At 29.9% G+C, this 26,049-nt stretch carries 21 protein-coding genes and 1 riboswitch; of the genes, 11 read left to right on the top strand and 10 right to left on the bottom strand.

Annotated elements, in window-relative coordinates:
* Window positions 1–16: 16 nt before the first annotated feature.
* The 5 genes from CDLVIII_RS27935 to CDLVIII_RS27915 all read left to right on the top strand — a co-directional run bounded on the left by CDLVIII_RS27935 (window position 17) and on the right by CDLVIII_RS27915 (window position 6,322).
* Window positions 17–2,452: a heavy metal translocating P-type ATPase gene (locus CDLVIII_RS27935; protein WP_009172842.1), complete on the top strand. Its 2,436-nt coding sequence runs from the start codon at window positions 17–19 to the stop codon at window positions 2,450–2,452.
* Window positions 2,453–2,575: 123 nt separating this feature from the next.
* A complete protein-coding gene (locus CDLVIII_RS27930; protein WP_009172841.1) occupies window positions 2,576–2,779 on the top strand; it encodes a heavy-metal-associated domain-containing protein in 204 nt (67 codons plus the stop codon).
* Between the two features lie 506 nt (window positions 2,780–3,285).
* The gene (locus CDLVIII_RS27925; protein WP_009172840.1) at window positions 3,286–4,068 is read left to right on the top strand and encodes an ABC transporter ATP-binding protein; all 783 of its coding nucleotides are present in this window, start codon (window positions 3,286–3,288) and stop codon (window positions 4,066–4,068) included.
* Window positions 4,069–4,139: 71 nt separating this feature from the next.
* On the top strand, window positions 4,140–5,183 hold the full coding sequence (locus CDLVIII_RS27920; protein WP_009172839.1) for an iron ABC transporter permease: 1,044 nt from the start codon (window positions 4,140–4,142) through the stop codon (window positions 5,181–5,183).
* 53 nt (window positions 5,184–5,236) lie between these two features.
* Window positions 5,237–6,322, top strand: coding sequence for an ABC transporter substrate-binding protein (locus CDLVIII_RS27915; RefSeq protein ID WP_009172838.1), 1,086 nt, complete (start codon window positions 5,237–5,239; stop codon window positions 6,320–6,322).
* A 200-nt stretch (window positions 6,323–6,522) separates the two neighbouring features.
* On the opposite strand, the gene CDLVIII_RS27910 is transcribed toward CDLVIII_RS27915, so the two are convergent.
* Entirely contained in the window at window positions 6,523–7,389 is an 867-nt protein-coding gene (locus CDLVIII_RS27910) for a LysR family transcriptional regulator (RefSeq protein WP_035302638.1), read from the bottom strand.
* Window positions 7,390–7,909: 520 nt separating this feature from the next.
* Here CDLVIII_RS27910 and CDLVIII_RS27905 point away from each other — a divergent pair.
* From CDLVIII_RS27905 to CDLVIII_RS27895, 3 genes are all read left to right on the top strand, one after another.
* On the top strand, window positions 7,910–9,643 hold the full coding sequence (locus CDLVIII_RS27905; protein ID WP_009172836.1) for an ABC transporter ATP-binding protein: 1,734 nt from the start codon (window positions 7,910–7,912) through the stop codon (window positions 9,641–9,643).
* Window positions 9,644–11,383 (top strand): ABC transporter ATP-binding protein, encoded by a 1,740-nt coding sequence (locus CDLVIII_RS27900; protein ID WP_009172835.1) that lies wholly within the window; start codon window positions 9,644–9,646, stop codon window positions 11,381–11,383.
* Between the two features lie 276 nt (window positions 11,384–11,659).
* Window positions 11,660–12,601: a polysaccharide deacetylase family protein gene (locus CDLVIII_RS27895; protein WP_009172834.1), complete on the top strand. Its 942-nt coding sequence runs from the start codon at window positions 11,660–11,662 to the stop codon at window positions 12,599–12,601.
* A 49-nt stretch (window positions 12,602–12,650) separates the two neighbouring features.
* Here CDLVIII_RS27895 and CDLVIII_RS27890 read toward each other — a convergent pair whose 3' ends face one another.
* The 4 genes from CDLVIII_RS27890 to CDLVIII_RS27875 all read right to left on the bottom strand — a co-directional run bounded on the left by CDLVIII_RS27890 (window position 12,651) and on the right by CDLVIII_RS27875 (window position 17,238).
* Window positions 12,651–13,709, bottom strand: a complete 1,059-nt coding sequence (locus CDLVIII_RS27890) for a galactose ABC transporter substrate-binding protein (protein WP_009172833.1) — start codon at window positions 13,707–13,709, stop codon at window positions 12,651–12,653.
* A 246-nt stretch (window positions 13,710–13,955) separates the two neighbouring features.
* Window positions 13,956–15,158, bottom strand: a complete 1,203-nt coding sequence (locus CDLVIII_RS27885; RefSeq protein ID WP_009172832.1) for a DHHA1 domain-containing protein — start codon at window positions 15,156–15,158, stop codon at window positions 13,956–13,958.
* Window positions 15,159–15,490: 332 nt separating this feature from the next.
* Window positions 15,491–16,420: a DUF4097 family beta strand repeat-containing protein gene (locus CDLVIII_RS27880; protein ID WP_009172831.1), complete on the bottom strand. Its 930-nt coding sequence runs from the start codon at window positions 16,418–16,420 to the stop codon at window positions 15,491–15,493.
* Window positions 16,417–17,238: a DUF1700 domain-containing protein gene (locus CDLVIII_RS27875; protein ID WP_009172830.1), complete on the bottom strand. Its 822-nt coding sequence runs from the start codon at window positions 17,236–17,238 to the stop codon at window positions 16,417–16,419. Before CDLVIII_RS27875 ends, CDLVIII_RS27880 begins: the two co-directional genes overlap by 4 nt.
* 799 nt (window positions 17,239–18,037) lie before the next feature.
* Here CDLVIII_RS27875 and CDLVIII_RS27870 point away from each other — a divergent pair.
* Both CDLVIII_RS27870 and lysA read left to right on the top strand, forming a co-directional pair.
* Entirely contained in the window at window positions 18,038–18,715 is a 678-nt protein-coding gene (locus CDLVIII_RS27870) for a hydrolase (protein WP_009172829.1), read from the top strand.
* Between the two features lie 238 nt (window positions 18,716–18,953).
* A riboswitch (Lysine riboswitch) is annotated at window positions 18,954–19,121 on the top strand.
* Window positions 19,122–19,719: 598 nt separating this feature from the next.
* Window positions 19,720–21,015 carry a diaminopimelate decarboxylase gene (gene lysA / locus CDLVIII_RS27865; RefSeq protein WP_009172828.1) on the top strand — a complete coding sequence of 432 codons (1,296 nt, stop codon included), beginning with the start codon at window positions 19,720–19,722 and terminating at the stop codon, window positions 21,013–21,015.
* Window positions 21,016–21,138: 123 nt separating this feature from the next.
* Here the strand turns inward: lysA and CDLVIII_RS27860 are convergent, their stop codons facing one another.
* The 5 genes from CDLVIII_RS27860 to CDLVIII_RS27840 all read right to left on the bottom strand — a co-directional run bounded on the left by CDLVIII_RS27860 (window position 21,139) and on the right by CDLVIII_RS27840 (window position 24,637).
* Window positions 21,139–21,807: an ABC transporter ATP-binding protein gene (locus CDLVIII_RS27860; RefSeq protein ID WP_009172827.1), complete on the bottom strand. Its 669-nt coding sequence runs from the start codon at window positions 21,805–21,807 to the stop codon at window positions 21,139–21,141.
* Window positions 21,808–21,818: 11 nt separating this feature from the next.
* Window positions 21,819–22,586: a hypothetical protein gene (locus tag CDLVIII_RS27855; protein WP_035301960.1), complete on the bottom strand. Its 768-nt coding sequence runs from the start codon at window positions 22,584–22,586 to the stop codon at window positions 21,819–21,821.
* A 4-nt stretch (window positions 22,587–22,590) separates the two neighbouring features.
* Window positions 22,591–23,133, bottom strand: a complete 543-nt coding sequence (locus CDLVIII_RS27850; RefSeq protein ID WP_186005532.1) for a hypothetical protein — start codon at window positions 23,131–23,133, stop codon at window positions 22,591–22,593.
* A gap of 252 nt (window positions 23,134–23,385) precedes the next feature.
* Complete coding sequence (locus tag CDLVIII_RS27845; protein WP_009172824.1) at window positions 23,386–24,168, bottom strand: ABC transporter permease; 783 nt, start codon at window positions 24,166–24,168, stop codon at window positions 23,386–23,388.
* A gap of 85 nt (window positions 24,169–24,253) precedes the next feature.
* Window positions 24,254–24,637, bottom strand: coding sequence for a hypothetical protein (locus CDLVIII_RS27840; protein ID WP_009172823.1), 384 nt, complete (start codon window positions 24,635–24,637; stop codon window positions 24,254–24,256).
* Between the two features lie 685 nt (window positions 24,638–25,322).
* Here CDLVIII_RS27840 and lepB point away from each other — a divergent pair.
* Window positions 25,323–25,877, top strand: coding sequence for a signal peptidase I (gene lepB / locus CDLVIII_RS27835; protein ID WP_009172822.1), 555 nt, complete (start codon window positions 25,323–25,325; stop codon window positions 25,875–25,877).
* Window positions 25,878–26,049: the final 172 nt, after the last annotated feature.

Below are 26,049 nucleotides of genomic sequence, written 5' to 3'. Positions count from 1 at the left end.
GAGGTGAAAGTGAAGAATGAGTAAAAAAGCATTTAGAATTGAAGGAATGACATGCTCGGCATGTGCTAATAGAGTAGAGAGATTTGTTAAAAAATTAGAGGGAGTAAATATTGCTAATGTTAATTTTGCAACAGAGACATTGAATGTTGAATTTGATGAAAATATCTTAAACAGTGAAAATATAGAAGGTGCTGTAGTAAAGGCTGGATACGGAGTTAAGAAAAATTTAAAAACTTATACCTTTAAAGTTGAAGGGATGACATGCTCTGCATGTTCAAGCAGAGTTGAAAGAGTTACAAAAAAACTTAATGGAGTTCAAAGCTCTGTTGTAAATTTGGCAACAGAAAAGCTTACTATAAATATTGACGAAGATGAAATTGGTTATAGTGAAATTAAAGCGGCTGTGGATAAAGCAGGATATAAGCTGGTGAAGGAAGCAGAAAAAAGTGAAGAAAAGAAAAAATTAAGTGCAAGTGAGGTACTATTAAGAAGATTCATTTTATCATTAATTTTTACTGTTCCACTTTTAATAATAACTATGGGACACATGCTTGGAATGCTGCTTCCAGATATTATTGATTCTATGATGAATCCATTTAATTTTGCAGTAGTTCAATTGGTTTTAACCTTACCAGTAATGGCAGCTGGGTATAGATTTTATGTAGTAGGAATTAAAAATTTATTTAGATTAAGTCCTAACATGGATTCTTTAATAGCAATAAGTACACTCGCTGCAGTTTTGTATGGAATATTTGCAATTTATAAGATAGAAACAGGAGACACTAGCTATGCTATGCATTTGTACTTTGAATCAGCAGCAGTTATTTTAACATTAATAACTTTAGGCAAATATTTAGAAGCAGTTTCAAAGGGCAGAACTTCGCAGGCAATTAAAGCATTAATGGGACTCGCACCTAAAACTGCAACAATTGTAAGAAATGACACTGAAATGGTTATTCCAGTGGAAGAGGTAACTGTTGGTGATATTATTTTAGTAAGACCAGGTGAAAAACTTCCTGTAGATGGAGAAATTATTGAGGGAAATACTTCTATTGACGAATCAATGCTTACAGGAGAAAGCATACCAGTTGAAAAGACTATAGGAAGCAATGTAATAGGAGCAAGTATCAATAAAACAGGATTTATAAAGTATAAGGCAACTAAGGTTGGTAAGGATACTGCACTTGCGCAAATAGTAAAATTAGTGGAAGAAGCACAAGGATCAAAGGCTCCAATAGCAAAACTTGCAGACGTTATATCAGCATATTTTGTGCCAATAGTAATTGGACTCGCAGTTATAGCTTCAGTAGGATGGCTGATTGCTGGAGAGACAACAGTATTTTCACTTACAATATTCATCGCAGTACTCGTTATAGCCTGCCCATGTGCATTAGGTCTAGCTACTCCAACAGCAATAATGGTTGGAACTGGCAAAGGTGCTGAAAATGGAGTGCTAATAAAAGGTGGAGAAGCTTTAGAAACAACTCATGTAATAAAAACTATAGTGTTTGATAAAACTGGAACTATAACAGAAGGAAAGCCAGTAGTTACAGACATAATAACAAGTGATATTACAGAAGATGAGATATTAGTTTTAGCCGCAAGCAGTGAAAAGGGATCAGAGCATCCACTAGGAGAAGCAATAGTCAGAGGAGCAGAAGATAGAAGCTTAAGCCTTAAAGATATTGAAGAATTTAATGCAATTCCTGGGCATGGTATAGAAGTAAAAATAGAAGGAAAACATATATTGCTCGGAAATAAAAAATTAATGATAGAAAAAAATATAGACCTTAGTCAGTTAATAAAAGATTCAGATAGATTAGCAAGCGAAGGAAAAACACCAATGTATGTAGCTATTGATGGAACACTAAAAGGAATAGTTGCAGTGGCAGATGTTGTGAAGCCAAGCAGTAGAAATGCAATAAATGCTCTTCATAATATGGGAATAAAAGTAGCGATGATTACTGGAGATAATAAGAAAACCGCAGATGCCATAGCCAGCCAAGTTGGAATTGATATAGTTTTAGCTGAAGTATTACCAGAAGATAAAGCAAATGAAGTTAAAAAACTTCAACAGGGAGATGTAAAGGTAGCAATGGTTGGAGATGGAATTAATGATGCACCAGCCTTAGCACAAGCAGACGTTGGTATTGCAATAGGATCAGGAACTGACGTTGCAATAGAATCTGCTGATGTAGTTCTTATGAAAAGCGATTTAATGGATGTTATAACTGCTATTAAATTAAGCAAAGCAACCATTAAAAATATAAAGCAAAATTTATTTTGGGCATTTGGATACAATGTACTAGGAATCCCTGTTGCTATGGGCATTCTACATATCTTTGGAGGACCACTATTAAATCCAATGATAGCAGCAGCAGCAATGAGTTTTAGTTCAGTATCAGTACTTACAAATGCACTAAGACTAAGACATTTTACAGTTAACGGTTGATAGTTATCAGTTTTAGATACTAATTATGAACTATAACATTTTTAATGCGCATGATGAATGTTAAGCTATAAAATTTAATTTTAACAGCAACTGTAAACTGGAGTAAGGGGAGGAGGTGAAAAAATGAAAAAGAAAATATTAATTGAAGGAATGAGTTGTGAACATTGTGTTGCTCATGTAAAGGAAGGTTTAGAAAATTTAGATAAAGTGACATCAGTAGAAGTAAGTCTTGAGAATAAGTGGGCAATAGTTGAAACTGAAAATAGTGACGACGAATTAAAAAATGCAATTGAAGAAGAAGGCTATGATGTAGTCAATATAAAATAGTAGTTCAGAATTTATTTGATTAGAACTAAATGAAGGTTATGTATTTAAGATAATAAGATTAAATACATAACCTTATTTATTTTGAATTGGTTTAGAGTTGATGATTAATGTAATAAAATAATGACTAAACATAATAAAAGATAACAAAATATAAAATTTAACATCAATATATATAATAATAATATGTTTAGTAGAAAGATTTTGATAAATATAGACAAATAATAATAGGTGTGATAAATTAATATGTAATAAAACAATTTAATATGGTAGTAATGTATTTATTTGGATAAGGAAGAAAGCATAGTAATATTGTAGCAAAAAGAGTAATAAATACATTTGATAGCAATGACGCAACAGCGAAGAAATGATTTCTCTAGTAATGATTATAATAATCACTACTGCTGTTGTGTTTTTTTATTGTTGTATATAGAAAAGAAGTTAGAAGTAATTATTTAATATGAAGAAGTTAATTGAAGTATGAATTCATAAAGGAAAGGTGGTATAAGATGAAATTAGAGGTTAAGAATGCGTTTTGTGGTTATGGCACAAATATTATAGTCAAAGATATATCTATAAGCATAAGCTCTGGAGAAATATTATGTTTATTAGGAGCTAATGGTGTAGGAAAGACAACTTTTTTTAAGAGCATATTAGGCTTTTTGAAACTGCAGGGTGGAGAAATACTTCTAGATGGAGAAAACATAAGTGACTGGACTAGAAACAAGTTGGCCCGAACTATTGGTTATGTGCCTCAAGCCCATACCCCGCCTTTTCCATTTAAAGTTTTTGATGTGGTTTTAATGGGAAGAAGTCCACATATGTCTATGTTTTCTTCTCCAAGTCAGCAAGACATAGATATTGCAGAAAAAGCTATAGACTCTTTAAAAATATCGTATCTAAAGGATAAAATTTATACAGAAATAAGTGGAGGAGAAAGGCAGATGGTTTTAATTGCCAGAGCTCTTACGCAGCAACCTAAAATATTGATAATGGATGAGCCAACGTCCAATTTAGATTTTGGAAATCAAATTAGGGTTCTGGAGAGGATAAATGAGCTTTCTAAAAATGGCCTAGCAGTTATCATGACATCACATTTTCCGAATCACGCCTTTTTATGTTCGACAAAGGTTGCATTAATTCAGAGAAATAGTGAGTTCACAGTAGGAAATGTGGACGAAGTAGTTACAGAAGAAAAGCTCAAAAAAGCATATGGTATAAATGTTAAAATCATTACTACTAGTGATTTAAAGGGAGCTAAGATAAAAACTTGTGTACCAATGATTAGCTGAGAAAAATATTAATGGCATCTCTAGAGCTATTATTTATTTTTCTAATATTTATAGAAGGAGATTATTGTTTAATGAAGGAAACAAACCAGGTGACTCTAAAAAAAGCTAAAAGAATACCAATACAGATAATATTAATTTTAATACTGTTATTTATATTTCTAATTTCATTTTCAGTTGGAAGGTATTCTGTTACACCTAAAGAACTTATTTACATATTCTATGCAAAGATAACAGGAATTCCTAAAACTTGGTCCGATAATATTGAATCTGTAATATTCCAAATAAGATTACCACGAATTATGGCAGCTTTAATAATTGGCGCATCCCTCTCAGTTTCAGGAGCATCCTATCAATGTCTATTTAAGAATCCTATGGTTTCTTCTGATATATTAGGTGCTTCAGCAGGCGCTGGTTTTGGGGCAGCTATTGCTCTTTTATTATCCTTCAATATGTCAGGAGTAGAATTTTTAGCGTTTGTTTTTGGGATGGGAGCAGTTTTTGCAACTTACATAATAAGTAAGATCATTGGCCGCGGTAATAGCACGACATTAATATTAGTGCTTACAGGAATAGTAATTTCATCTCTATTTCAATCTCTTATTTCACTGATAAAATATGTAGCTGATCCAGATAGTAAACTGCCAGCTATAACGTTCTGGCTTATGGGTGGGATTTCTAATATAACAGCAAATGAAATTTATTTGTTACTAGCTTCATTTATTATAGGAATAATACCAATTTTATTACTGAGGTGGAAATTAAATATTCTTGCCTTTGGTGATGAAGAAGCAAAATCCTTAGGAATAAATGTAGATAGAATGAGGGTTATTTTAATATTCTGCTCTACTTTATTGACAGCATCTTCAGTTGCCATGGCTGGAATGGTCGGATGGGTAGGACTAGTTATTCCTCATGTAACCAGGCTTATTGTTGGACCAAATTATAAAACGCTTATACCAAATTGTGTAATAATTGGAGCGAGTTATCTACTCTTGATTGATGATATCTCAAGAACCATATTTCCAATGGAAATACCTCTTGGAATTTTAACTTCATTAATAGGGGCACCATTTTTTTTAAGTATATTGTTAAAAGCAAGAAAAAATTCAATATAAGGTATATTCGATTATACGTTTTAAACTAGTAATAAGAAAGAAGGAGAACAATAATGAAAAAATTAATAGCAGTAACTTTATGTATTTTTTTTGCAGCAGCATTTACTGGATGTAATTCAAGTCAAGGAACTACATCTTCGGAGCAGAATTCTAAAGCACAAGATTCTCAAAAAACGAAAAGCATTACGGATGCTTCAGGTGCAAAAGTTGAAGTGCCTACAACTATAAATAAAATTGCTGATTCTTGGAAAGCTCATAATGAAGTTTTATCTGTATTAGGTGTTGGTGATAAGGTGGTAGCAACCTCTCTTACTAAGGTAGCTACTCCATGGATTTATAAGGTTACTCCAAATATGAATAGCGCAGTCAGTACCTTTGGGGCAAATTTTAATACAGAGGATTTAATGAATAATAAGCCAGATGTAGTATTTGTACAAGCAGCTGATAAAAGCGTTGATAAAATTTCAAGCTTAGGTATTCCAACAGTCCAATTAAATTTCACTGATTTTGATTCAATGAAAAAGTGTGTGACTCTAACAGGAGAGGTTTTAGGTGGAGATGCTGAAAAACGTGCAGCTGAATATAATAAATACTTAGATGACAAAATAAAAATAATTAAAGATGTCACTTCAGATGTACCGGATAATGAAAAACCTAAAATTCTCCATGTAGAATCTCTATCTCCAATTGCAGTTGATGGAGGAAATTCTATTATTAATGACTGGATTGAATCTGCTGGGGGAATAAACGCAGCAAAGGAAATTAATGGTACTATGAAAGAAGTATCTTTAGAGCAGGTAATGGAGTGGAATCCTGATATAATTATACTTGGTGGTGACGGGTCTAATGGTAAAGTAAATCTTTTAGATAACATGGTTAATGATCCAAACTGGCAGAAAGTATCAGCAGTCAAAAATGGAAAGGTATATCAAAATCCAGCAGGAGCATATTTATGGGATCGTTACAGTTGTGAAGAAGCTCTTCAGATTCAATGGGCTGCCAAAACAATTTATCCTGATAAATTTAAAGATTTAGATATATCTGCTGAGACAAAAAGCTTCTTTAAGAAATTTTTGAATTACGATCTTACTGATGAAGAAGTTGAGCAAATACTAAAAGCGCAGCCACCTAACGAATAAAAGAATATTAGTATTGAATACTAGCCATTATAAAGCTATATGGAGATGTTATGTAGTAAATGTGATTTTTTATATGCTCTAAATTAAAGAATAAATATTGTTTTATTAATAAATCTTAGTTTAAACTATTATTAGAATTATAATATAGATAATGTTAAAAGACTGCTATGAAGAAAATATAGCAGTCTTTTATTATGATCTTATTTATCTTTAAAAAGATTCAAAAAGTTTTTCCCGGCAGAAGAAAGATAACCTGTTTTAGACCATATTATAGCTATTTGAGTTGACAGTTCTGCATTATCAATTTCCTTAAAAATTAAGTTTGAAGAACCTATTAATTTTATTGAAGATTTTGGAACTATAGCAATCCCAAGTCCAGCATTAGCCCAAAGTAAAGAGGTTCTTGCATCATCATTTTTGCAAAATATAGCAGGCTCAAAATTAGAAGCTTGACATACCTTGAATATTAGGCCTTCAAATCTCCTATAAAAGATTAATGGTTTATTATTTAATTCTGTAGTAGCAATAATATTATTATCTGTCCAATTAAGTTTCTTTACCATTGCTGCAACCATAGGCTCTTTTGGAAGAAAAATTGAGTTTATTCCAGAAGCATTAAAAGGAGTTCTTACTATTGCAATTTCAATTATGCCATTATTTAATGCTTCTAAGAGTTCGTAAGTATTCCCTTCATGAATTTCAAAATTTATGAAGGGATATTTTTCGTGAAATATACTCATTCTGCTGTCTAAAAGTGAAGCTCCAGATGAAGATACAGTTCCTATGGATAAGGTTCCGTTTACCCCATGTTTAAAATCCTTTAATTCATCTTCAGTAGATTTTGTCAGGGATAGTATTTGTTTAGCACGTTTATAAAGAATAAGTCCTGCATCTGTCAATTTTATATTACGGCTGCCTCTTTCAACTAGTTGTACTCCTAGTTCATTTTCTAGATTTTTCAGTTGATAACTTAATGGAGGTTGGGCAATGTGAAGCCTTTTTGCAGCATTCGTTATTTGTCCTTCTTCTGCGATAACATAGAAATATTTTAATTGCTTAATATCTATTTTTTTCACCTTCTCCCATATAAAAAATGTATGATAGCCATATATATTATGTATTTTTTATATGTGTCTGTTTTTGATATAATAATAAAGTAAATTTGAGGAATATTCAATATATAGATATCTAATTTAAGAATTTAACTTATAAATGTAATATATATGCATTATTGAGAAATTATAATCGTAACATTACACTATAAATACAATACATTTTTCTGGAGTAGGCATGTGAAATTGAGCTGATGAAGGTTCTTAAGCAGAGAGCCCAAATCTATGATTTGGTGTGAATCGCTTACTCAGCGAACGAATGTGAGTCGAGTTTCCTCTACGGCTTGTTCCATTTATAGCTTGTCAAAATTTTATATTTGGAACACGCTGAAATGGCGACAAGCTTATATTTAGAACCTTCCAGCGAAAATTTCACTAGTCCTGCGGAAGACAAATGTATTGTATTTCGGTAAGTTATCGCATAAGTCTAGGTTATATATTGTTTATCTATATGTCGAAGATCGGGGGATAAATTTTGAATAACTTATTAAAATTCATAAAGCCGTATAAAAAACAAGTTATATTAGGACCTATATTTAAATTGCTAGAGGCTGTTTTTGAAATATCAATACCTACCATAATGGTGCTTATAACAGATAAAGGCATAGGAACGAAGGATATTAACTACATAATTAGAATAGGAATTATAATGCTTTTAATGGCAGTCTGCGGAGTATTATCATCTTTTACCTGTCAATATTTCGCATCTATTGCTGCTCAAGGATTTGGAACAGCTCTTAGAAATGCTATATTTAAGAAAATAGGTACATTTTCTTATAATGAAATTGATGATTTTGGAACATCATCTCTTATTAATCGTGTAACCAATGATGTAAATCAACTTCAATTAGGTCTTGCAATGTTCATAAGACTTGCCATAAGAGTACCATTTCTTTGTATTGGTGGAATTATAATGGCAATGTTACTTGATGTTAAATTATCTTTAATAATGTATTTATCAATTCCATTTTTTATTTTTGCAATATATCTTATTATGAGTAAATCACTTCCACTTTATAAAGTAGTTCAAAAAAGACTTGATAAATTAGCTCTTATATTAAGAGAAAATTTATCTGGAGTAAGAGTTATAAGAGCCTTTTCAAGAGTAGAGGGTGAAAGAATAAGGTTTAAAGAATCCAATGAAGAACTTGCAGGTACTGCAATCAAGGTTGGAAAAATATCTGCCTTAATGAATCCTGTTACAAGTATAATAATGAATTTTGCACTTATGGCAGTAATTTGGTTTGGAGGAATAAGAGTAGATTCAGGAGCGATGACCACAGGAAAAGTCATTGCTTATATAAACTATATAAACATGGTTTTATCAGCACTTATAGTACTTGCTTCTCTTATAGTTACCTTTACCAAAGCAGCAGCCAGTGCAGCACGTGTGAATGAAGTGTTTAATACAGAAGCAAGCATTAAGTATAATGGAAATAAAAGTTTCAATAAAGAATGTGATGATACGATTCCAATACTTAAGTTTGACAAAGTATCCTTTTCTTATAAAGGTTCTAAAGAGGATGCCGTAAGTGATATAACATTTGAAATAAAAAGAGGACAGATGGTTGGAATTATAGGAGGTACAGGTTCAGGAAAAACTACTTTGGTTAATTTAATTCCTAGATTATATGATACCAGCAAAGGTGATATATTAATAAACGGAATTAATGTGAGGGATTATAAGAAAAATGAGCTTGATAATAATATAGGTTTTGTGCCTCAGAAGGCTGTTTTATTTTCAGGTAGTGTGTCAGATAACATAAAATGGGGAGCTCAAAATGCCACAATGGATGAAGTAAAAAAAGCAGCTGAAATTGGAATGGCGAAAGATTTTATAGAAAAAATGCCTGAAAAGTATGATACCTACATTTCTCAAGGAGGCGTGAATTTTTCTGGAGGGCAGAAACAAAGACTTACTATAGCAAGAGCTTTAGTAAAAAAACCAGAAATATTAATTATGGATGATAGCTTAAGTGCTCTTGATTATGCTACAGATGCAGCTCTTAGAAAAGCTCTTAAGGAAAATTCTAATGGAACAACTGTAATTATGGTTACTCAAAGAATAAGCACTATAAAAGATGCAGATTTAATAATTGTATTAGATGATGGAAAACTCGTAGGAGTAGGGAATCATGAAGAATTACTTAAAGAGTCAGATGTTTATAAGGAAATATGTAGCTCTCAAATTACAAAGGAGGCTATGTAAATGAAAAAAAGTACATTTTCTAGATTATTAAGTTATGTTTCAAAATATAAAGGTTATATGTTTATAGCTTTAATATTTGCTCTTATAAGTAATGTGCTCATTGCTTTTATGCCATTAATAGTTGGAAAGGCCATTGATAAGATAATTGCTAAAGGAAGAGTAGATTTTGATGGTTTAATTAATACGATTATAGTCCTTGGTGTAATTTATATAGTAAGTGCGATATTTACCTGGCTTTTCACCACAGTTGCTAATATAGTAGCTTATAATACTGTAAAAGATCTTAGAAATAAAGCTTTAGATAAAATAAGCAGTCTGCCTTTAAAGTATTTTGACAGAAATCCTCATGGAGATATTATAAGCAGGCTGACAAATGATATGGATAATATTTCAGATGGATTATTTCAAGGAATAACTCAATTTTATCCAGGAATAATAACAATAGTAAGTTCAATTGTTCTAATGATAAGTTTAAGCTTTAAATTAACGGTTGTAATAGTGTTAATGACTCCTCCATGTTTTATTATTGCTTCTTTTATTACAAGAAGGTCTAATAAAATGTTTAAGGAACAGCAAAAAACTCTTGGAGAATTAAATGGATATACAGAAGAAATAGTAGGGAACCAAAAGGTAGTAAGACTTTTTGGATATGAAGAGAGAGCAGAGGAGAATTTCTCTGGAATTAATAAAAGACTTTATACATGTGGACAGCTAGCACAGTTTTATTCCTCTCTCACAAATCCAGCGACACGTTTTGTAAATAATATTACATATATTTTAATTGGTTTAATCGGAGGGGTACTTTCTGTTTTAAGTGGATTAAGTGTTGGTGTAATTTCGAGCTTTTTAACGTACTCAACACAATTTTCACAGCCTATAAATAATATAACCAGTGTAGCTACTCAGCTTCAAGCTGCACTTGCTTCTTGTGAAAGGGTGTTTTCTATTTTAGATGAAATACCAGAAAAAGCAGATTCTAAAGAAGCTGAAAATATAAAGACTAGTGAGGGAAATGTTAAGTTTGAAAATGTATCCTTTGCTTATGATGAAAAAGTGCCCCTTATAGAAGATTTTAGTGTTGATATAAAAAAGGGAAGTACTGTAGCTATTGTAGGTCCTACTGGGGCAGGAAAAACTACTATGGTAAATCTTCTTATGAGATTTTATGAATTGAATAAAGGAAAAATCACCATAGATGGCAGAGAAATAAATAGTTTTACAAGAGATAGTCTTAGAAGTCAATTTGGTATGGTTCTTCAGGATACCTGGCTTTTTGAAGGAACTATAAGAGAAAATATAGCCTATGGCAAACCAAATGCCACTTTAAATGAGGTTGAAAGTGCTGCCAAGGCAGCGTATATCCATAGCTTCATAAAGAGACTTCCTGATGGCTATGACACAATGATAACTGAATCAGGAGGTAATCTTTCAGAAGGTCAGAAGCAGCTTCTAACTATAGCAAGGGTTATGCTCATAGATCCTCCTATGCTTATATTAGATGAAGCAACAAGTAACGTAGATACAAGAACAGAAATTAAGATACAGAATGCTTTTCTTTCAATGATGAAGGGACGTACAAGTTTTGTAATTGCTCATAGGCTTTCAACTATACGAGATGCAGATTTAATACTTGTTATGAAGAACGGTAAAATTGTTGAAAGAGGAAATCATGATGAGCTCGTAAATAAAGGTGGAATTTATACAGAACTATATAATAGCCAATTTAAGCATCAACTATAAAAAAGTATAAGAATTAAGGCACCATCGAAAAAATAATAAATCAGTATGTTTTATATAGTATTTATTTTTAAAGTCTAAAAAGCTTTTATTATCTAGTTAACTTGTCATTTATGTAATAGGGCATATGAAATAAAATAACAAGTTGACTAGATAATATGCATATATATTAATGTTAATAGATTAATTTTGAGTTATAGCTTGAGTAAACACCTTATTTTAATAGTGGACATCATAAATTTAATTAACAAATTAATAAATATATAACGAGGTAAAGAAATGAAGCTTAATCATAAGAACAAAGTAAATAGGAAAAGTAATATTAAGAAAGCAAGAATGAGTATACTATTTATTGTAGTTGCATTGTTAGTTATTACAGGAGGTTTAGTAGTTGCACAAAGATTTTCAACAAGTAAGCAAAGTGTACAAGCCATTACAGATAATGCAGTACAAAGCCAGGATAAGGACTCTGCTAAAGACAGTGATGATAATTCAATAGATAAAGAAAGTGATAGTAATGTGGAAAATGTTGCGTATTTAGAGAAATATATAGAGCAGCAGGTAAAAGGGCAAACGCCAGACGGAGCAGATGGTAAAAAAGTTGCTTACCTAACCTTTGATGATGGACCATCAGAAACAGTGACACCACAAATATTGGATATCCTTAAATCTGAAAATGTAAATGCAACCTTTTTTTTAATAGGAAAATATGTGGACAAAGATGATGCTAGTAAGGATCTGGTTAAAAGAGAAGTAGCAGAAGGTAATGCAGTAGGTATTCATTCTTATACACATGATTATAATTATTTATTTCCAAATGGAAAGATAAACTTGGCAAATTGTATGTCAGATTTTGATAAAACAGATAAAGCCTTAAAAAATGTTTTAGGACAAGATTTTTCCACAAGAGCCATAAGATTCCCAGGAGGACAGATGACCTGGAGTAAGACAGATCCAAAAGGAGCGGAGGCTGTGGATAAAGCTTTGCATGAGAAAGACTGGCATCAAATTGATTGGAATGCATTATCAGGGGATGCAGAAGATGGGGGACGTAAAAATGCAGCTCAGCTTACTCAGGAAGCTATAAAAACCATAGGAAATAGAGAAAAGGCGTTAATATTAATGCATGATACTTATGGAAAAGAAGAAACTGCAAAAGCTTTACCTGCAATAATAGAATATTTAAAGCAGAAAGGCTACGAATTTAAAATTATTAAATAAAGCTAAAGTAAATATGCAGATCAGGTAAATCATAAACTACTGATAAAAATTATGGTTTACCTGTATATATAGCATAAGAATATGGGATTATAATTTCGCTACCGATAACCTTGTAATTTGTATTTTCTACAGGATTTAAATCATTAATTAAGTTCATTCCAATAGTATAAAACATTTCAGCAGCAATATCTTGATTTTGAATGACAGTCCCAGTCATAATACCTTTATCAATTAAATTGATAGCTTCTGGCAGTCCGTCTATTCCAAATACCGATATATGTTTAGATTGATCGCCTTTGTTATATCCATATTTTTGCAGTGCTTCAATAGCACCTATAGCCATAGCATCATTATTGGATATTATTGCTTCAATAGTCCTATTATACTTGAGAAATAATTGTTCAAAGGAATCTTTAGCTAGTTCTTTCGTCCAATTAGCATCTATTATACCTAGACTCTCAGTTTTTATTGCTGAATCATTAAGTGTGGAAATGACATATTTACTTCTATCAATTGTTTGTGGATCATCAACTTCACCTTTTAATAAAACATATTGTAGTATGTTATCACCATTTTTATCTAAAGCTTTCCTATTGCTATTCCATAAGTCAACAATAATTTTTCCCTGGGTACTGCCAGCTTTTTTGGAATCTGGTAGTACAAAAGCTGCTTTACTATATAATGGGGAGACTTTTTTTACTGTATCTTGCGGAATATTCATAATAATTACTGGAATATTTTCTTTCTTAACATTAGAAATAATACTTTCTACAGTGTCTTCTTTTTTATTTGCTAAATTTAATATAATTAAATCAAAATTTTTTTTGAGAACAGAGTCTATTATTTCATTTTGTATAGCTATATTATTTTTGGCATCGTAAAATGTAAAATTGATATCATTATGTTTTCCCTGAATGTTCTTTAAGCTTTCTTTAAGTCTCATCATATAGGGGTCATCACCTCTATGAATTACTACTGCAACGTTATATATTTTTCTATTATTATTTATAGCCGAATAAGCAAATCTACTAACATTACTAATAGACGGTGGTATAAAGGCAATAAACATGACTAGAATAAATGTAATTATTTTTATTATTATTTTCATTATAATACCCCTAGATCTATATAAGAATTAAAAAATACATATATAGTTTATATAGAAATAGAAACTTTATTCTGTATTGATAGAATAATATAATGTTTTATATTCAAAATATTATATTATATAATTAAGAAAACCATAGAGAAATACTAATCTCTATGGAGTTTCACTTAAATTAATTGGAATTTTGCAAAAGGAGCTCGTGGTGTAACTACTTTTATTTTAATATATGATTTTAAATAGAATAATCTAGCCTAAGAAATGTGAGATTTTATTGAAAGCGTAATCCATCGCGCTTTCAAGATTTGAGTTATTTTTACCAGCACCTTGAGCCTGGAATGGGCTTCCACCGCCTTTACCATCAATAAGAGATATAGAATCCTTTAAAAGTTCATTCATTTTTATTTCACTAATATCTTTAGAGCAAGCGAAGAGCAGATTAACTTTGTCATCGGATTTTACAGCCATTAATGCTATGGTTCTCTCGCTTTCAATAAGTTTTGAAGTAAGATTGCTTACATACTTTAAGTTTTCTCCATCAAATATTTGTTTTATAAGTTTAATATCATTTACTTTAGCAGCATTTTCAAGGATTTCTTTGACTTGATATTTAGCTAATAAAGCATTGAGGCTTTTATTCATTTCATTGGCTGCACGAAGGCTTTCATTTAAGTTCTTAATACCATTTATGGCCTCATCTTCATTACAATTTAGGTATTTGCAAATAGAATTCTGGAACTCATCTTTTTTAAAGGAATCAGAAACAGCACGTTCACCAGCTAAAAATTCTATTCTAGTTCCTTCTTTGTGCTTTGTAAATCTTTTTATTTTAATAAGTCTTAAGTCTTGAGTTGATGCAGGGTGAAGACCACAGCAGGCATTTATATCAAAATCACCTATTTTGACAATTCTAATATCTTCTTCAGTATTTGGAAGGGCACGTCTTAAGCTTAACTTCTTTAATTCACTTTTAGTAGGAATAAAAGATTCAACAGTTAAAGCATCACCTATTATTTTATTTGCAAGCTTTTCAGCCTGGCGCACCTGCTCTTCAGATAAAATACCATAAATATCAACAGTACTTATATCAGAACCTAAATGTATAGCAAAGGTGTTAGCATTAAAAAGATTAAAGAAAGCTCCAGAAAGTACATGCTGGCCTAAATGTTGATGCATACCGTCTAATCTTCTAGTCCAATCAATTACACATTTAACCTTATGTATTTTTATGGGTTTCTTTTCAACTACATGATAAACAATTTCATTTTTTTCATAAACATCAAGAACTTCATGCTCTCCTATAGATCCAAGATCACAAGACTGACCGCCGCCACCAGGGAAAAAAGCAGTTTGATCTAAAACAACATGAAATTTACCATCAACTTCTTTTATGTCAACAATTTCAGCAGTAAAATCTTTAAGATATCGATTATCATAATAAATTTTTTCCATATGTAAACTAGCCTCCTAAATTTATTTATTCTAAACTCTTTTGTAGAAACATATTTATATTAGGTACAATCAAATAAATAACAAGTCCATCTGACAGCATACGCGGCTTTTGGAATTATTATTTATTTGTGATTGTGCCTTGAAATCCTAATTTGAGTCTTTAGAATAATTCAATAATACCATTATAGCAGATAAAAATTCTGTCTGCTAAAATAGTATCTAAAATATTGATAAATCAATTATATAAAATAATTATCCATTTTAGTTAAAATTTTAAGTGATTTTGGTAAGCTAGCACATAAGTTTAATTTTAAAGTTGCATATCTATATTTCTATTTGATATTAAGATCTCCGCTTACTGTGTTAATATTTATAAGAGAACTTTCATCTCCAGAAGTTAGCCTGTTATTTGGTGAACTTAAATCTCCTGAAACTGTTTCATAATTTATTTTATATCCAAAGCCCTTAGGCATGGATAAGATAACGGAACCGGAATGAGTACTTAAAGACATATTGTTTAAAGAATTTATAAATTGTAAATTAATATCTCCAGAGGAGGTGCTGCCAGTTATTATTCCAAGATTACCACTTCCATTAATATCACCAGAAGAAGAATTTAATTTAGTTTCTGACGATGTCTTTGTATTATTGAAATATATATCTCCACTAGAAGTATTAAAATTTAAATAAGTTAAATCTAAGTCGGAAGCTTTTATGCTGCCACTGGCAGAAGAAACATTTAAGGTATTCAAAGATAAATTAGAGATATTTACATCACCGCTGCTTGTAACAATTTTTAATGTCCCTCTATCTTGAAACTTTTTAGGAACATTCACTAAGATAGTGGAATCATTTGGTGTATAATATCTAGCATCAAGAATTAATTTATTACCGCTTTCAGTTTCAGATAATTCATTAGAGGTAGTATTATGACTCTTTATTTGAACATTTAAAGCATCACCATCATAATTAATAACTTTAACATCTTGAGAATTTAAATTAAAATCAATTTCATTAATGTTATCATTAATAGTGTAATCTTTTGAAGTAGAAGAAGCATTGAAGTCAAAGTTAAATTTATTAAGATCAAAATTATATTTAAAATCTTTAGGCTTTATATTAAGTTCATCTGCATAATCAGAAAGCTTATATCCACTTTGAACTAAAACAATGCAGCCAGAAGCGTAAAGTGCTATAGATAGTAGTAATAATACAAGCATAAATATTTTTATTTTGAAAGGAATTAACGCCTTCTCCATCATAATGCATCTCCCTTGCTTTTAAGTGAATGATAAATTTTGATTAGTATCTTTACAAAAAACTTGCAGAGGTAATAAAATAGAAGTATAAATAATATCGATAATGAAATTGATCCTAGGGAAAATAATACGACTACGGGGTATGGAAAGTTTGTAATAAATGCCGGTAAATTAGGAAGTCCAACAATGCTCGTAAAGGTTCCACCGATTAACACTCCTATGCTTGCAGCAAAAATGCCTATAGCTGCGCCAAAAAGTCCAATAATACAGCCAATGAATCCAGTTATGACTGGAAAAAGAATTATTAGAGCCAAAATGGCAATGCATATTTTTAGTATAGTATTTACATTAAAACGCGATGTTTTAGTACTATAATTTTTATTTGAAAAATTATTTGCGAAAGTACCTGAATTTTGATTATAATTAAAACTGCTATTATAATCATTTGATTTACTATTATTTTTAGTTTCCTCCTTTGTGTAATCGGTAGTGAAGATAGTATTGGTTTTGAAATCATTAGATTTATTATGAGCATCTATATTTTTATTTTTTGCAAAAGTCGGATCATCGACGTTGGATTCTTTTATATTGATATTATCTGTAGTATAATTTGGAGTAGTAAGAGTTAAATCTTCATTTCTATATTTATGAATTATTAAATTAGGGTCACCTAATTCATTTATTATTTCATTTTCTGTTTTTCCAGCAGCTAATCCAAGGGTGAAAATATTATCATAGAAAGAAATAACATCCTGTAAATTTTTTTCGGGTATGTCCTTTAGACCGTCCATTAGAATATTAAAAAATTCGTTTTGTGTCACTAAAGTAGACCTCCTTTATTTTAGTGAAAATATGAAAATAACGTTCTATCGTTTTCGTCCTCTAGTAAATTTTTAATGGTACGATTGATGAATTGCTATTTTTATTTAAATAACTAAGTTCCTGATTAAAAGTATATGATAGGAATAAACATACTACAATACATCAACAGGGAGTTTAATATTTAATTAAGGTATTATATTTGGAATTTAACAAAGAATTAAGAAATTATTAAGTTCTCCTATAATATTCTATTAATGTACAGGTAGATTTAAAATATCTACAATAAAACTGAATTTTGGATATAGATAGTATAAATTGTGAATAATATTGTGGATAAATTGTAAATTTATATAGTGAAAAAGTTAAGCAAAGCTAGTAATGTACAAGGGTTGTTCATAGTGTTGATAATTATGTAGGAACTGTGGATAACCTAGGTCAAGCTATAAATTTAGAAGTAAAGTTTATATTGCTATAATTTAAGTTTTTAATGAAAAATGATGATATTTGAATATTTTGATATTAATTTGTAGAAGAGTTTTTCTAGCAAATTTACTTTAAAAAAATTTATAATATTATAGTTATAAACAATATCCACACATTTGTGGAAAAAAACTGTGGATAATGTGGATAAAAAAGTGGATATTAATTTAAAGGTGGTGATAAAAAGATATATTTAGATTGTTAATTCTAATAAATTTAATTTTAAAACATAAAAGTATGCATAATTGAAAAAAATTATTATATAGTGAAATGTATTTATAGAAGTTTGATATATAATTCACGGGGAGAGGAGAAATTATGGCAAATAATAAAGAAACTAAATTTGTTCCACAGATAAAAGGTACTCTCAGAAATCATGTGATAGAAGTTCCTTCAGTTATAAGAAATTGCGGAGGGATTAAGATTTTTGGGAAAAGGATAAAATCATTGCTTTTTAGTACTGATGTTGCATTAATAAGAAATACTAATGCAGATGCAATTATTGCAGTATATCCATTTACACCTCAGCCACTAATAACACAAGCCCTTGTAATGGCAGCAGATGTTCCAGTATTTTGCGGCGTTGGTGGTGGAATAACCCAAGGAAAGAGAGTTGTAAATTTGGCTATGGATGCTGAATTTAAAGGAGCAATGGGAGTAGTAGTAAATGCTCCTACAAGTAACGAAATTGTTAGTAAAATTAGAGCAACTATAGATATACCAGTTATAGTAACTGTGATTTCAGAAGATGAAGATATTGCTAAACGCATTGAAGCTGGTGCAACTATATTAAATGTCTCAGGAGGAAGAAAGACAGCAAGTATTGTTAGAAATATTAGAAACAGGTTTCCGGAGTTCCCTATAATAGCTACTGGCGGACCTACGGATGAATCAATAAGCGAAACAATTCAAGCTGGAGCTAATGCTATCACTTATACACCACCAACTTCAGCAAGCATTATGGGCGATCTTATGGATGAATATAGAAACGAATAAAGTTAAATTTGGCAGGTGAAAATAATTCTTTTTATACTATTTAACTTTAGTAAGATGGCCTATTATAAAAGTTATTAGCAGATTTTATTTTAATATAATTTTCTAAAGAATAAAAAATAGTTGCTTTAAAAAGAATTTATGGTATCATATTTGTTATAGTTTAATATTATGGTACTATGATAAAAAAGCTATAGTAATATAGATTAAGAATTTTAAATGAAATTAATATAATAATATGACCTGGGGTAGAGGCGCCGTAATAAAGAGTAAGTATAAGGAGTTTGCAGACTGTGATTTATACTGAAAGGTATTATGGCCGAAGAAATAAATTATTGCAGAGATTTATTTCTGGGTGCTCATAAAATATGTGAGTAACTGTCACGAAAAGTGTTGAGCTACAAGGTGCTTTTTTCAGCCAACAATAATAAAGTTTGGCGATTAACAATTTAAGCAGAAATGATGAAGATTTTATAAAAGTAAATTCAAAAAATTTATTGAAATCTATTCGTATAATAAATTGATAATTAATGAAAAATATTGCACGCAGCAATAATATAATCTACCACTCGTCACAGACATATTCTGTGACGTTTGTTTTTTAATAAGAGCAAGGCATATTCAAAAAATAACAAGTCAGTATGCTAGTCTATTTCGTGTCATGCTTCGTCAGCATGGTTACCTAATAGGCCCGCTATGAGGTAACCATACTTCCTTGCCTGACGCAAAATATACATTGCATCTTTGACCTGTTATTTATTTCATATGCCTAAATCAAAATAAAGTTAATTAAGTTGATTGGTTCTGTTAATGGAATAATATCAATTAAGGTCTGTATTTTTACATTAGTTATCATTATGTTAGGTATATGGAAGAAATAACTAGTTCTAATATATAGATGGATCCACTTTTTATTTTTTTGATAATACCTTAATCAATGTATATTTCTTTTCAACATAGAGATGAAATCAAAATAAGTAATATTTAAATTTTGGGGGGGCAATCAAATGAAATTATTTGGAACAATGAAGGTACAAGATAATCAGCTAGCAATTGGAGGCGTTTTTGCTAAAGATTTAGTGAAAGAGTATGGAAGTCCACTATATGTATTTGATGAAGCTTTAATAAGAGAATACTGTAACGATTATAGAAAGTATTTTAAATGTGAAGAAAATAACAATAGAGTGGCCTTTGCCGGCAAAGCATTTTTAACAGTTCAAATGTGTAAATTGTTAAAGGAAGAAAATATGAGTTTAGATGTGGTTTCAGGGGGAGAATTATATACTGCATATAAGGCTGGATTTCCACTTGAAAGAGTAATGTTTCATGGGAATAATAAGACTTTAGATGAAATTGAGCTTGGTGTCAAATTAGGTGTAGGAAATTTCGTTGTTGATAATTATTATGAAATGGAAGCGCTAAATGATGCAGCTAAGGAATGTAATAAAGTACAGAATATTTACCTTAGAATAACACCGGGAATTGAGGCCCATACTCATGATTATATAAAGACAGGACAAATCGATTCTAAATTCGGTTTTGCACCAGTTGGAACTGTTATAGAAGATGCAATAAAAAAAGCAATAAGTTTAGAGCACATAAATCTTGCAGGTATACATTGCCATATTGGTTCACAAATTTTTGAATTAGAACCATATGAAGATGCTGTAGAAATAATGTTAGAACTTGTAAGAAAGACTAAGGAAAACCTTGGATATTTAATAAAAGAAGTAGATTTTGGCGGAGGCTTCGGTGTATATTATACAAAAGAAGATAAACCAAAGACTACGGAAGAATATTGCAGCGTAATAATTAACAAAGTTGAAGAAGTTTGTGCAAGAACTGGACAAGAAAGACCAATTCTTACAATAGAACCGGGGAGAAGTATTGTAGCGAATGCAGGTCTTACTTTATACACTGTAGGTTCAATTAAGGAAATTCCAAGTGTTAGAAAATATGTTTCAGTAGATGGGGGCATGACTGATAATATAAGACCGGCTCTTTATAATGCTGAGTATGAGTGCATTGTTGCAAATAGAATTCAAGATGCTGCAGATGAAACTGTAACTATATCGGGGAAATGCTGTGAATCAGGAGATATATTATTAGAAAATGTTAAGCTTCCACCAGTTGAAAGCGGCGATATTTTGGCTATTATGACTACAGGAGCTTATGGTTATTCTATGTCAAGTAATTATAATAAAATACCAAGACCAGCAGTTGTTATGGTTAAAGACAATTCGGCAAGAATTATCTGCAGAAGAGAATCTTATGAAGATTTACTAAAAAACGATGTTGAATAGTAAATTTTATTAGAAAAAAGAGTATAAGTTTTAAAAAATTAATAGGTGGGGATATCGCATTAGCGGATTCACTTTAGTGCGACAGCCCACCTATTCATTTTACACAGAATTTTTTTACAAAGCCTATTTAAAGTAAAGGCTTCTAATCTCATCAGTTAATTTTTTTACTTCTTTATCAATAATTATGTAAATTTCATCACACAACTCTTCAATATCATTATGATTATGACTTGTTAGTAAAATTGTATTCCCTTTATTCTTTAATGACTTTATCAATTCTCTTATATCCTTACTAGTTTTAAAATCCAATGCATTAAATGGTTCATCTAGTATAATTATATCTTGATCTTCCATGATAGCTTGAGCTATTCCAAGTTTTTGTTTCATTCCTAATGAATAATGTTTGACTTTCGTTTTATTATTTATATCTAAGCCTACTAACTCCATAGTCCTTTTTATTTTATTGTCATCAATTTTATTTTTTATCCCCGCCAAAAATTTGAGATTTTGAAAACCAGTATATACATTGATATATCCGGGCTTATTAATTACAATACCTATATTATCTGGGAAATCAAACTTTTTACCTAATTGATCTCCTCTAATATAGATTTCACCACAATCTGGTTGTAGAAGCCCACAAATTAATTTGAAAATTACAGACTTACCGCTACCATTCGCACCAATAAACCCAATAGTTGTACCTTTTTTTATATTTAAATTAATATTATTCAAAATAGATACTCCATTAAAACCTTTAGAAACATTGTTGATTTTTATAATCTCATCCATTGCATTCACCTCTAATAGAAATTTTTTTTATATACTCCATTCTGTAAATATAGATATATTAATATATTTATTGTTAACAATATATTGACTACAACTAAACATGATACTCCCTGGTCGCCAACAAATTCACTGATTCTTGCCAATGATCCCATTCCAATTGGAGTATACTTTGATATATCCGCTCTAAAAAAATAAGATAAATAACCAAATTGAATCAATAGAAATCCAGCTACTGAGTTCTTAGTATATAAATAACATGTAATAACAACTAAAAAATAAAAAATTAATTCTAGACTTTTTGTTATTAATATTAATAAGTATAAATTTTTTATATTAATAGCATTTAAATCATTTTTAAAAAGTAATCCGTATAACATTCCTATAACAAAACTAATACATAATGAAATAAGTATGTATGTAAAAATAAATAGAATGCCACACCATATAACTGAGCTAAACCATTGTTTTTTATTTTTTAAACGAATATTTAAAAAAATACTTCTATCATTTCTTTCCTTTTCTAGAAAGTGAGATAAAAGATATATCGGTATGCCATTATATATTATGAGACCAATAAAATCTACCAATTTAAAATAATTTATTCCATGTCCATAAAATTGTAATCTAATTAGATCATTAAAAGTTAACACATCAGTATTCAATATAATATTCATCACAAATATTATATTGAATACTACAATTATAAGAATATTATTTTTATGAAATAACATTCTCAAATACCATCTAATAAATCCAGTTTTTTTCATTAATTTTTCCATAAACCTAACCATCTATTTTACCAAACTTTCCGATTACATATAAAATTAAACTTGCAAAAGCAAACTCACTTAATATCATAATATAAAATTTACTACCCAATGCATCCAATGCATGGTGTAAAATTACATATTCATCTAAGAATAAAAAAGGAATTGCTTTATCAATGCCTGCGTTAAACCCCAATAATGCTAGCATATACATTGTCACTATTACTATTATAGTTAAATTTTTCTCTAATAATCTATTTGCACCTAATATCAAGATACCAACAAAAGTTAACCCTAATATCATATAAATTATATGTAAGCCTATTGCTAATACTGGTGTTTTAAAGTATTTATAGTAAGCAGCTATAACATCATTATAATTGCACGCTTCTACAGAAAATGTATTCTTTTTATTAAGGGCGACCCCTATTATTCCTACAATAAAAATGTGAATAAACATTAAAATAGCTGATATGCTAAACACTGAAGCTGCCTGTGCAAACAAATACCTTCTATATTTCTTTGTTCTGATTAATGTTAGACTATTTGTATCTTCCATAATTTTAAATACGGAAAAAATGTAAAAAGTCATTAAAAAATATAAAATATAATAATGATCTGTCACAGTATTAGCTATAAAGTCCCAATAAGTAAAATGATTGGCTTTAGCTTCTAGGAGAAATTTAAAACTAAACATAGAAAACACACTAATAAGTATTGCGATTTGTTTTGATAAAAAAACATCAATATTTTTATTTATTATATTTAATATCATAAATGTACGTAACCTTTCATAGCTAATTAAACAAAATCATATTTCGTATATCTTAGCTTTTTTTATTTTCGAAAAATACATTAAGGTGCAAAAAATAACTAAAAGTAATAAAACTGGTCCAACCAAAAGTCGCTCTATAGAGATTGCTTTCACAGCTAATGTACTTGGATCAAATGAGGTAATAATGCTGTAATATGGAACTCCTAAAATGGACAGTATGTAATGCGATATAAAAACATACACAAATGGAGCAGTCAAAACTATAAAAATGTTATTAATATACAATGAAAATACGAAGCCTAATATTCCAATACCAGCTCCTATAAAAGCTCTCCACAAGCTTAAAACCAATCCATATAAATAGGGATTATTAGCTAGATAATATCCACCGAATTGGTTAAGTGAACGATCATAACCCTGTAATTCAATCCCAGTCAATTCTATATTACTCGTAAAAATTGAGCAAAAAATTAGCCCGACAAATGAAACAATAAAAATTATTAATGCGCTTACTAAAGAAACCACTAGTAACTTATACAATATATATTTTTTCGGTGAAACTCTTGTTATCGTGTATATCAAAAAATTATTTTTTCTTTCATAATACATTAACCAGCACGTTGGTAAAACAACTATTAATGGAAATATTAAATCAGTAATTTGATTTGATTTTTGCCAAATTTCAATATTATGGTTATAATCATACCCAGAAGTAAATGGGAGAATAATTAAGCAACTATATATTATACTTATGAATAAGCTAATGCTGTAGGGATATTTAATTTTGTACCATTCTAATTTAATTAAATTCTTTTTCATTAATATACCTCCCAAATTAATACAAGCCTAAAGCAAAACTTACTAATAGGATTGTACAATTATAATTTAAAGTTATTCAATAATACTAGTGAGTAGCCCAAGTTCCACTAACTTGTACATTTACAGTCGTACTTAGGTTATTCTTAAATTGTAATCTTACATTGTCATCTTTTAAAAACTTATTTGAAACACTAAGATAGCAACACGTATCATCTCCTAGATCTGAAGTCCAACTTCCAGTATTTCCATTGTCATCTTGAGCTCTTACAGATACTAAATAATCTCCTCCAACGTATGTTGAATCAACTGAAGGCGATGCTCCAGTTGTAATTTGTTGTAGATACCCAGAATATCCATATCCAGCAATCTTTCCAACAGTGGTGTTATATGAACCATATGATGATGCAAATGCTGTAACACTTGATGAAATTAAAGCCATTCCTAATATAATTGCTATTTTTCTTTTCATTTTTCTCCTCTTATAACTTCAAAAAATATTAAAAGTTTATGCACAGTACTGCTTACATAATATATTAAATTATGTAAAAATTAAGCTTAATCTTATTTTATTTTACATTATTTAAGAACAATGTAAACACATATCTAAGTAAAACTTATAAATATTGGAGTAAATGGAAACTTATTGTGGATATTTAGAGAAAAAACATTAAACATATAACTACTGTAATAATAAATATTTCCAAACAACTTGATTATTAGAATAGCATCTAATACTAACTGCACGACTAGTTTTTCATTTGTTTTATTATCATGATTGCCTCAGTTAACACTAAAAAGGCTACAAGATCTGAAAGGGGCTGTCGCATCACGGATTAAAATCTTTAGTGCGACATCCCCTTTGTTATTTTAATAATTTACAAAAAACAAATGATAAAAAATATGTTTTTTGATAAATAATTCGTGCAATAATATAATATGAACAAATTGTTTGAAAATTAACAACTTGTAAATATTTTTAAGAGTAAAATATGGTATACTAGAACTATATATCTCAATTGACAATTAACAATGCCAAATTAGCAATGAAGGATGAAAATCCTAAAGGATTTTCTAAACAACATTAAGGATATTCAGAAGGAATATCATCCACAATTGTCAATTGTCAATTGTCAATTATATTTGGAGGAAATGTTGTGGCAGAAAACAAAGAAAATGAAACATTAAGTGATAAGAAAGCTAAAAAAAAGTCAATAATAAGAGAATGGATAATAGATATAGCAATTATCGCATCTATAGCAGTTCTAATTTGGAGGTTCGTAGGATATGGTGTTTGGATTACAAGTGGATCTATGATACCTACACTGCAAATTAAGGATAGATTAATTGTTGAAAGAGTATATAATCCTCAGAACTTAAAAGAGGGAGATATTGTATTATTTAAAAATGATGAATTTCCAGGAGATATTTTAATAAAGAGATTAATAGGGCTTCCTGGGGACAGGATAGAAATTAAAAATGGTGTTGTCTTTAGAAATGGAGAAAAGCTTGAAGAGAATTATGTAAAAAACAATGAATATATCAGTGGCGTTTATGAGGTTCCTGAAAGCAAATATTTCTTTTTAGGTGATAATAGAGCTAATTCTGATGACTCAAGGCATTGGAAAAATCCTTATGTTGATGCATCATATATAGAGGCAAAGGCTGTAATGAGATATTATCCAATAAAAAACTTTGAAATATTTAAATAACATAGTTAAAATATAGATTAAACAAAGCAATTTTAAGGGAGAATGTTAATGAGAGAAAATGATGATATTATGGAATCAAAAGATGTAGATTCAAACAGATTAGAAACCACCGGAAGTGCAGGAGAAATAGATAGTCAGAAAAAAGAGGAAACAGCATCTAAAAAAGGTTTTA

Source organism: Clostridium sp. DL-VIII (assembly GCF_000230835.1).
In the GTDB taxonomy this organism is placed as follows: Bacteria; Bacillota; Clostridia; order Clostridiales; family Clostridiaceae; genus Clostridium.
The sequence above is the reverse complement of the archived record's forward strand: the minus strand, read 5'-3'. Positions and strand labels throughout refer to the sequence as shown.

Bases quoted from the DNA above. Each gene is read 5' to 3' on its own strand.
- CDLVIII_RS27845 (WP_009172824.1), bottom strand. From the start codon at position 24,168: ATGAAAAAGAATTTAATTAAATTAGAATGGTACAAAATTAAATATCCC.
- CDLVIII_RS27920 (WP_009172839.1), top strand. From the start codon at position 4,140: ATGAAGGAAACAAACCAGGTGACTCTAAAAAAAGCTAAAAGAATACCA.
- CDLVIII_RS27895 (WP_009172834.1), top strand. From the start codon at position 11,660: ATGAAGCTTAATCATAAGAACAAAGTAAATAGGAAAAGTAATATTAAG.
- CDLVIII_RS27880 (WP_009172831.1), bottom strand. From the start codon at position 16,420: ATGATGGAGAAGGCGTTAATTCCTTTCAAAATAAAAATATTTATGCTT.
- CDLVIII_RS27925 (WP_009172840.1), top strand. From the start codon at position 3,286: ATGAAATTAGAGGTTAAGAATGCGTTTTGTGGTTATGGCACAAATATT.
- CDLVIII_RS27850 (WP_186005532.1), bottom strand. From the start codon at position 23,133: ATGGAAGATACAAATAGTCTAACATTAATCAGAACAAAGAAATATAGA.
- CDLVIII_RS27890 (WP_009172833.1), bottom strand. From the start codon at position 13,709: ATGAAAATAATAATAAAAATAATTACATTTATTCTAGTCATGTTTATT.
- CDLVIII_RS27935 (WP_009172842.1), top strand. From the start codon at position 17: ATGAGTAAAAAAGCATTTAGAATTGAAGGAATGACATGCTCGGCATGT.
- CDLVIII_RS27860 (WP_009172827.1), bottom strand. From the start codon at position 21,807: ATGGATGAGATTATAAAAATCAACAATGTTTCTAAAGGTTTTAATGGA.
- CDLVIII_RS27915 (WP_009172838.1), top strand. From the start codon at position 5,237: ATGAAAAAATTAATAGCAGTAACTTTATGTATTTTTTTTGCAGCAGCA.
- lysA (WP_009172828.1), top strand. From the start codon at position 19,720: ATGAAATTATTTGGAACAATGAAGGTACAAGATAATCAGCTAGCAATT.
- CDLVIII_RS27885 (WP_009172832.1), bottom strand. From the start codon at position 15,158: ATGGAAAAAATTTATTATGATAATCGATATCTTAAAGATTTTACTGCT.
- CDLVIII_RS27900 (WP_009172835.1), top strand. From the start codon at position 9,644: ATGAAAAAAAGTACATTTTCTAGATTATTAAGTTATGTTTCAAAATAT.
- CDLVIII_RS27855 (WP_035301960.1), bottom strand. From the start codon at position 22,586: ATGGAAAAATTAATGAAAAAAACTGGATTTATTAGATGGTATTTGAGA.
- CDLVIII_RS27870 (WP_009172829.1), top strand. From the start codon at position 18,038: ATGGCAAATAATAAAGAAACTAAATTTGTTCCACAGATAAAAGGTACT.
- CDLVIII_RS27840 (WP_009172823.1), bottom strand. From the start codon at position 24,637: ATGAAAAGAAAAATAGCAATTATATTAGGAATGGCTTTAATTTCATCA.
- CDLVIII_RS27930 (WP_009172841.1), top strand. From the start codon at position 2,576: ATGAAAAAGAAAATATTAATTGAAGGAATGAGTTGTGAACATTGTGTT.